Here is a 6,763-nt window from a genome sequence, read left to right on the forward strand (position 1 = left end):
TGCATGCGTGGCCTTTACGCGTTGGGCGGCCTGACCGTCGCGGCGATGCTGGCCGCCTGCCCCGGCGCCGCGGCCGCCCCCACCACCTCGCACACCGTGAAGTGGATCGAACTGCAGGTCGGCGACTGCGTGGCCGACCTTCCGCCGATCGACCTGAGCCGGGTGACCGTCACCGCCGTCGACTGCGCCACACCACATTTGGCCGAGGTGTACCTGCGCGGTCCCTTGGCCGTCGACAAAGCCGTCGCCATCGTCGCCAACAAGGACTGCAACGACGGATTCGCCCCGTACACCGGGCGATCCGTCGACGGCAGCCCGTTCTCGATCACGTTTCTCATCGACTCGAACCAGGACCGCACCGGCGCGGACCCCACGCCCAGCACCGTCATCTGCCTGCTGCAGTCCGCCACCGGGCAACCCCTGACCGGGTCGGCGCGCCGCTGATCAGCGGCCGAGTTGTGCCGCCAGGTCCAAGAAGTCGGACGCGTTGACGTCGAACTCGTCGGAATAGGCCACGTCGGCCTCGCCGTCGGCCCCGAACTCCATCGGGCGCGCGACGAAGGCGGTCCGGAATCCGAGTGCGGCCGCGGCGCGGATGTCGTATTTGTGGCTGGCCACCATCATGATCTCGGCGGTTTCGAGGCCGAGGTAGGTCGCGGCCATCCGATAGATGGCCGGGTCGGGCTTGAACACCCCGGCCATCTCCGCGGCGAACACCGCATCCCACGGCAGGCCCGCCCGTTTGGAGATCTCGACGACGGCCGACACGTCGGCGTTGGACAGAGTGGCCAGCGTGTACCCGGCTTTCAAGCGCGTCAGCCCGGGCACCACGTCCGGCCAGGGTTTCAGCCGCCGCCAGGCCTGCGTCAGCTCGTCCCTTGCGGCCGCTGTGAACGCGATGCCGCGCTCGTCCAGGACGGCGTCGAGCGACCGCCGATACACCGAGTGCACCGACACCCACCCGCTCTGACGGGACCGCGCCGCCTCCAGCGTCGTGAAGTAGCCTGCGCGCCAACGCCTTACCACCTCGGGCCAGTCCGCTTCCGGGTGCCGCCCGGCGCTTATCCGCCGCGCCTCGTCGCAGACGGTCGAATGAAAGTCCGTCGCCGTGCCTTGCACGTCGAACAGCAGAGCCTTGACCACAGGCTTCATCATGCAACGATGTGCGTCGTGGCCGACACCGACTGCGCCGACGAGCTAGAGCCCGACTACCGGTTCACCTTCGCCAACGAGCGGACCTTCCTGGCCTGGCAGCGCACCGCGCTGGGGTTGCTCGCCGCGGCGGTCGCGCTCGTCCAGCTGGTCCCCGAGCTCGCCGTCCCGGGCGCCCGCCGGGTGCTGGCGGTGGGGCTCGCGGTGCTCGCGATCCTCACCAGCGGGATGGGCCTGCTGCGCTGGCGGCAGGCGGATGACGCGATGCGCCACGGGCGGCCGCTGCCCCGGCATCCCTCGCCGACCTACCTAGCGATCGGGCTCACGCTGGTCGCGATCGTGGCGCTCGGACTGGTGATCGCCAAGGCGGTGATGCATTGACCGACGCGCCGGGTGGCCCGGTGGAGCGGACGATCCTGGCCTGGACGCGGACCTCGTTCGCGTTTCTGGGCAACGGCGCCCTGCTGATGATCAGGAATCTGCACGGCCCGGTCGGGCCCGCCGCCTTCATCCCGGCCGGCCTCGCCGGCGCGGTGGCGTTGGCGACGTTCGTGATCGCCGTTCGGCGCCAGCGGGTTCTGCAGCAGCGCCCCATTCCGCCGCGCGTCACGCCGCGGCGGCAGGTCTACATCGTCGGGGTCGCCGTCTTGCTGCTCGTCGCCGTGACGACGGTCGCCCAGCTGATCTAGCAGCGTGTTTCGTCGTCAACGGGGTCGACGTCATCCGCGCGATCTTCGGCTACGAATCACCAGCGTGGACAGGTCCGGGCACCCCGCCGCCCTGCTGCGGCATCGGGTTGCCGCAGCAGGGCGACAAACTCGATCCTTCGGCGGCGCGCCGGGCGCTAGGCTACCGATCGATGACCGGACCGCCCACGCCCAGCAAGGACCTGGACGCGCTGCTGCACCAGGTCGCGCGCGGCGACCGCGACGCCTTCGCCGCGGTCTACGACCTCACAAAGAGTCGGGTGTACGGCATGGTGATGCGGGTGCTGCGCGATTCCGGCTACAGCGAGGAGACCACCCAGGAGGTCTACTGCGAGGTGTGGCGGACGGCGCCGGACTACGACTCCAGCAGGGGGTCGGCTCTGTCCTGGCTGCTGACCATCGCGCACCGGCGGGCCGTCGACCGGGTGCGGTCCGAGGAGGCTTCCGGCAGGCGGGATTCCCGCTACGCCGCGGCCAGCGCCGACCCCGCCAGTGATGTGGTCGCCGAATCGGCGATCGCCGGCGACGAGCGCCGCCGCGTCGCCGAATGCCTAGGCGCGTTGACCGACACGCAGCGGGAGTGTATCCAGTTGGCGTACTACGACGGACTCACCTACAGCCAAGTGTCGGACCGGCTGGCGGCGAATCTGTCGACGGTCAAGTCGCGCATGCGCGACGCGCTGCGTGCCTTGCGTAACTGCCTGGATGTGCCATGACGGAACCGAACGAATTCGAATTGCTCGAGCTGGCAACGCCGTACGCGTTGGACGCCGTGTCCGACGAGGAGCGGGCCGACATCGAGCGGCGGCTGGCGGCCGCGCCACGGTCGGTGGCGGCGGCCTTCGACGACGAGGTTCGTGCCGTCCGCGAGACGCTGGCGGTCATCTCGGCGACGACGGCCGTCGAACCACCGGCGCACCTGCGGGCCGCGACGCTGGCGGCGATACCCGCACACGGCGAACGCAGATACGGTTGGCGCGCCGCCCTTTTGGGGGCCGCGGCGGCAGCGGTGGTGGTCGGCGCCGCCGCATTCGGCATCGGCATACTGCTGCGTCCGCATCCACCGTCCACGATCGCCGAGCAGGTGTTCGCGGCCCCGGACGTGCGCACCGTGTCGGGACCGCTCGGCAATGGCACTGCGACCGTTGTCTTTTCCCACGACCGCAACGCCGGCGTGCTGGTGATGAACAACGTCCCGCCGCCGAAGCCCGGGACCGTCTACCAGATGTGGCTGCTGAGCGACAAGGGGCCGACGTCGGCCGGGACGATGGGCACCGCCGCGGTGGCGCCGTCGACGACCGCGACGCTCACCAACCTGGGGTCGTCCACCAGCCTGGCGTTCACCGTCGAACCGGGCACCGGGTCCCCACGTCCGACGGGGACGTTCCTGGCCGCGCTGCCCCTCGGCTGAGCGGCGCACGGCTCCCGGAAAATCGTGGCCCGTCCGCGGCGTCGGCACAACCACTTTCGACCACCCGCCCACTGTTCCGGACGGACGATCCGTCGCCATTCCCATCGGCGGGCCGCCGACGTCACATCAGATCGTCTCCGGCGATCGCCTGCAATCAGAACCCTCGAGGTCACCCCGACCAAGGGCTGCAGGTGTATTCGTTCACCTACGGCTAGAAACTTCTGCCCCGGCACCCATCCGAAGGTGTTCGGGCTCCGAATCGCTGTCAAATGTCGGACCAACCAAAGGAGTCAAAGGCGATGAAGGCACACAGGACGTCGGTGGCGGCGAAGGGGTTCGCGGTGGCGGCGATGCTGGGTCTGGGTGTGGTGACCGCTCCCACCGCGGCAGCGGCCGATTTGGTGGGCCCCGGGTGCTCTGATTACGCGGCAGCCAACCCCAGCGGCCCGGCGTCGGTGGAAGGAATGTCGCAGGTTCCGGTGGCGGTGGCGGCGTCCAACAACCCCGCGTTGACCACCCTGACCTCCGCGCTGTCGGGCAAGCTGAACCCGAATGTCAACCTGGTCGAGACGCTGAACAATGGGCAGTACACGGTCTTCGCTCCGACCGACGCCGCATTCGGCAAGCTGCCGGCGCAGACGATCGACCAACTGAAGACGGATTCCAGGTTGCTGACCAGCATCCTGACCTATCACGTGGTGCCCGGCCAGCTGAGTCCGGCCAAGGTCGCCGGCTCGCACAAGACCGTTCAGGGCGCGAACGTCACGGTGACCGGCCAGGGCAACGGCCTGCGGGTCAACAACGCGGGCCTGGTCTGCGGCGGCGTACCGACCGCCAACGCGACGGTGTACATGATCGACACGGTGCTGCTGCCGCCGGCGTAACGGCGCACTCGGTCCCGCTCGCCACACCGGCCTCCCCGGGAAGTTAAGCGGTCTTGCAGCCGGCCGCTTGCGCCCGGCCAGAGGCTGGTGTGGCGATGCGCTAGCGGCCCACGGCGAGACGATCGGTCAGCGGTCGCTGACCTGTACGGCGGCCGAGAGCTCTACGTGCGAGTAGGCGACCGAATGCGCGGGCGCGTCCATGTTGCCCAACACGAACGCAAGGGGCGCCGCCACAGGCGCACCAACGGCACAGTGTTTCCATTGGGCCACACCGCCTTTCGCATCGGTTGGGGACGGATCGCGCCTTGTTCGGTTACCCCGCCGACCGCGGGGGCAAACGGAGATTCGCCGAAAAGCTGGCGCCCCGCCCGCCTCACCCGTCACCGGAAAGCAGACGGACGCCGAACTGCCCGCCTCACAGCGACAACCGCGCCTACCCCGGCGTTGTCGCTACGAGGCGGGCAAACACCCGCCCGCTTCCGCCGTCGGGGCGGCCGGGGCTGGTGTGGCGGGTGTGGCGTTAGGCGATGACGTAGTCGCTGAGCGGGAATGTCGCGGCTTCCCGCACCGAGTTCAACGTCGAGGTCGGTCGCAGCAGCGAGGCCTCGCCGCTGGGGCTGAAGTAGTACGAACGCGACGTCGCGCAGTTCCCGGCGTAGAACACCGTGTTGTCCAGCCGCTTGGTCATCCGCTCCATGAATCGGTCGTTGGCCTCTTCAGTCACCTCGAAGGTCGTCGCACCGCGGCGCTTGACCTCGCCGAGCAGCCGGTCCATGTGCCGCATCTGGTATTCGATGGTGTGGAAGAAGGACAGCCCGGAGAAGGCGAACGGGCTAACCAGGCTCAGGTAGTTCGGGAAGTAGGGCATCGAGAGGCCCTGGTAGGCCTGGAAGCGGGTCTCTCGCCACCACTTGCCCAGGTTGCGGCCCTTGCGGCCGACCACCTCGATGGCCGGGAAGTTGGCCTCCCACAGGTCGAAACCGGTCGCCAGGACCAGGGTGTCGATGACGGTCTTGCGCCCGTCGACGGTGACGATGCCGTCCGACTCGATCCGCGCGATCGAGTCGGTCTCCAGGTGCACGTTCGGCTTGGTGAACGCGCGGTAGAAGCCGTTGGAAAAGGTTGGCCGCTTGCAGCCGAGGTCGTAGTCCGGCGTCAGCCTGGCGCGCAGTTTCTTGTCCCGGATCCACCGGAATCGGTTGATCTTGGCCAGGTCGGATGCAGAGATGTTCCCCCGACCGCGGGACTCCCGGAAGTGCAGCGCTCCGACGACCATGATGATTTCGAGGAGGATGTCGGTCACCCACCGCAGCGTCCGCTGCGCCACCGGCACCCGGGCGAACAGGCCGCGCACCGCGGGGGGAAACTCAAAGTCGAACTTGGGCAGCACATGCGTCGCGGTGCGCTGGTACACGGTCAATTCCCCAGCCTGTTCGGCCAACTCCGGGATCACCTGCACTGCGGACGCGCCGGTCCCGATGACCGCGATCCGGCGCCCCTCGTATCGAAAGTCGTGGTCCCACGCGGTCGTGTGGACCACCTTGCCTTCGAAGCTCGCGATCCCCGCGATGTCCGGCATGCGCGGCTGCGACAGGAAGCCCGTCGCGGTGATCAGGAAGCGGCTGGACAACGTTTCGCCACCCGCCAGCGTCACCCGCCAGACCTCGGCGTCCTCATCCCACTGGGCGCCTTCCACGGTCGTGTTGAACCGCATGTGACGGCGTACGTCGTACTTGTCGGCGACGTCCGCGGCGTACTGCTTGACCTCGGCGCCCGGCGCGAACAGCCGCGACCACGTCGGGTTCGGCTCAAACCAGTAGGAGTAGGTGGTCGACGGGATGTCGACGGCGATCCCCGGGTAGTGGTTGACGTGCCAGGTGCCGCCCAGGTCATCCTCGCGGTCGAGGATGACGAAGTTGTCATACCCGAGACGCTTGAGCTGGATCGCAGCACCGATGCCGCCAAAGCCGGCGCCGACGATGACGGCGTCCAAACGGTCCGTGTTCACAACCTCGCTCCGTGCTTCCCCGCCCCGCGCTTACTGAGAAAGAATTGTCATTACCCTTACGTAACTCTAATAAAGGAAGCCAGACGACGCACCCGTGTTTGCCAGCATGTGACCTTGCTGACATCGCAACCGGACCTCTCGGGGGGGTCGCGCCGAACGACCGCCCCGCCCCCAAAGCCTCTGTCCCCGAGCCAAATCTGCGGTCTTACCGGTAGCCGAACCGGCCGGCCGTCCCTTGCAGCCGGCCCAGTAACGCGACGTCATCGCGCCGCGCGCGCACAATGGATTCGTTTGGTGCGTCGACACGCGCCGCTCATCCGGCGCGACGCGCCGTACCTCGGTATACAGGAAACGGCGAGATATTTTTTACGATAGGGACAGTTTTGGGAGGCGTTCGTATGGGCATCAGCGGCGGCATGATCGCACGTCACTTCATCCGTTCCCTTGCTCCGGCAGTGGTTGCGGCGTCGGGTCTCGGCGCGTCGGTCCTCGCCGGGTCCGTGATCCCCACCGCGTCCGCGCAGTGTCCGGACGTGCAGGTGGTGTTCGCCCGCGGCACCGGTGAAGCCCCCGGAGTCGGGCCCACCGGCCAGGCCTTCGT

General features: G+C 68.3%; 8 protein-coding genes and 1 pseudogene. 7 read left to right on the forward strand and 2 right to left on the reverse strand.

Annotation, left to right across the window (positions count from 1 at the left end; translation table 11 throughout):
* Positions 1–3: 3 nt before the first annotated feature.
* Complete coding sequence (locus A9X05_RS27920) at positions 4–444, forward strand: hypothetical protein (protein ID WP_197499163.1); 441 nt, start codon at positions 4–6, stop codon at positions 442–444.
* Here A9X05_RS27920 and A9X05_RS27925 read toward each other — a convergent pair whose 3' ends face one another.
* Complete coding sequence (locus tag A9X05_RS27925; RefSeq protein ID WP_082971081.1) at positions 445–1,155, reverse strand: haloacid dehalogenase type II; 711 nt, start codon at positions 1,153–1,155, stop codon at positions 445–447.
* 15 nt (positions 1,156–1,170) lie between these two features.
* Between A9X05_RS27925 and A9X05_RS27930 the strand changes: the two genes are divergently transcribed.
* From A9X05_RS27930 to A9X05_RS27950, 5 genes are all read left to right on the forward strand, one after another.
* On the forward strand, positions 1,171–1,533 hold the full coding sequence (locus A9X05_RS27930) for a YidH family protein (RefSeq protein ID WP_156675532.1): 363 nt from the start codon (positions 1,171–1,173) through the stop codon (positions 1,531–1,533).
* Positions 1,530–1,841, forward strand: a complete 312-nt coding sequence (locus A9X05_RS27935; protein ID WP_067785512.1) for a DUF202 domain-containing protein — start codon at positions 1,530–1,532, stop codon at positions 1,839–1,841. Before A9X05_RS27930 ends, A9X05_RS27935 begins: the two co-directional genes overlap by 4 nt.
* Positions 1,842–2,011: 170 nt before the next feature.
* Positions 2,012–2,575, forward strand: a complete 564-nt coding sequence (locus A9X05_RS27940; protein ID WP_067785525.1) for a sigma-70 family RNA polymerase sigma factor — start codon at positions 2,012–2,014, stop codon at positions 2,573–2,575.
* Positions 2,572–3,270 (forward strand): anti-sigma factor, encoded by a 699-nt coding sequence (locus tag A9X05_RS27945; RefSeq protein WP_067785515.1) that lies wholly within the window; start codon positions 2,572–2,574, stop codon positions 3,268–3,270. The genes A9X05_RS27940 and A9X05_RS27945 overlap by 4 nt, the downstream gene beginning before the upstream one ends.
* Before the next feature lie 299 nt (positions 3,271–3,569).
* Entirely contained in the window at positions 3,570–4,154 is a 585-nt protein-coding gene (locus tag A9X05_RS27950) for a fasciclin domain-containing protein (RefSeq protein ID WP_067785528.1), read from the forward strand.
* 520 nt (positions 4,155–4,674) lie between these two features.
* On the opposite strand, the gene A9X05_RS27955 is transcribed toward A9X05_RS27950, so the two are convergent.
* Entirely contained in the window at positions 4,675–6,162 is a 1,488-nt protein-coding gene (locus tag A9X05_RS27955; protein ID WP_067785518.1) for an NAD(P)/FAD-dependent oxidoreductase, read from the reverse strand.
* Between the two features lie 398 nt (positions 6,163–6,560).
* On the opposite strand from A9X05_RS27955, the pseudogene A9X05_RS27960 reads away from it, so the two are divergent.
* Positions 6,561–6,763, forward strand: a pseudogene (locus A9X05_RS27960) (cutinase family protein); the annotation flags it as partial.

This window comes from Mycobacterium sp. E3298, assembly GCF_001666895.1.
In the GTDB taxonomy this organism is placed as follows: Bacteria; Actinomycetota; Actinomycetes; order Mycobacteriales; family Mycobacteriaceae; genus Mycobacterium.

Coding starts and splice junctions, on each gene's coding strand:
- A9X05_RS27920 (WP_197499163.1), top strand. CDS start 4: ATGCGTGGCCTTTACGCGTTGGGCGGCCTGACCGTCGCGGCGATGCTG.
- A9X05_RS27925 (WP_082971081.1), bottom strand. CDS start 1,155: ATGATGAAGCCTGTGGTCAAGGCTCTGCTGTTCGACGTGCAAGGCACG.
- A9X05_RS27940 (WP_067785525.1), top strand. CDS start 2,012: ATGACCGGACCGCCCACGCCCAGCAAGGACCTGGACGCGCTGCTGCAC.
- A9X05_RS27945 (WP_067785515.1), top strand. CDS start 2,572: ATGACGGAACCGAACGAATTCGAATTGCTCGAGCTGGCAACGCCGTAC.
- A9X05_RS27950 (WP_067785528.1), top strand. CDS start 3,570: ATGAAGGCACACAGGACGTCGGTGGCGGCGAAGGGGTTCGCGGTGGCG.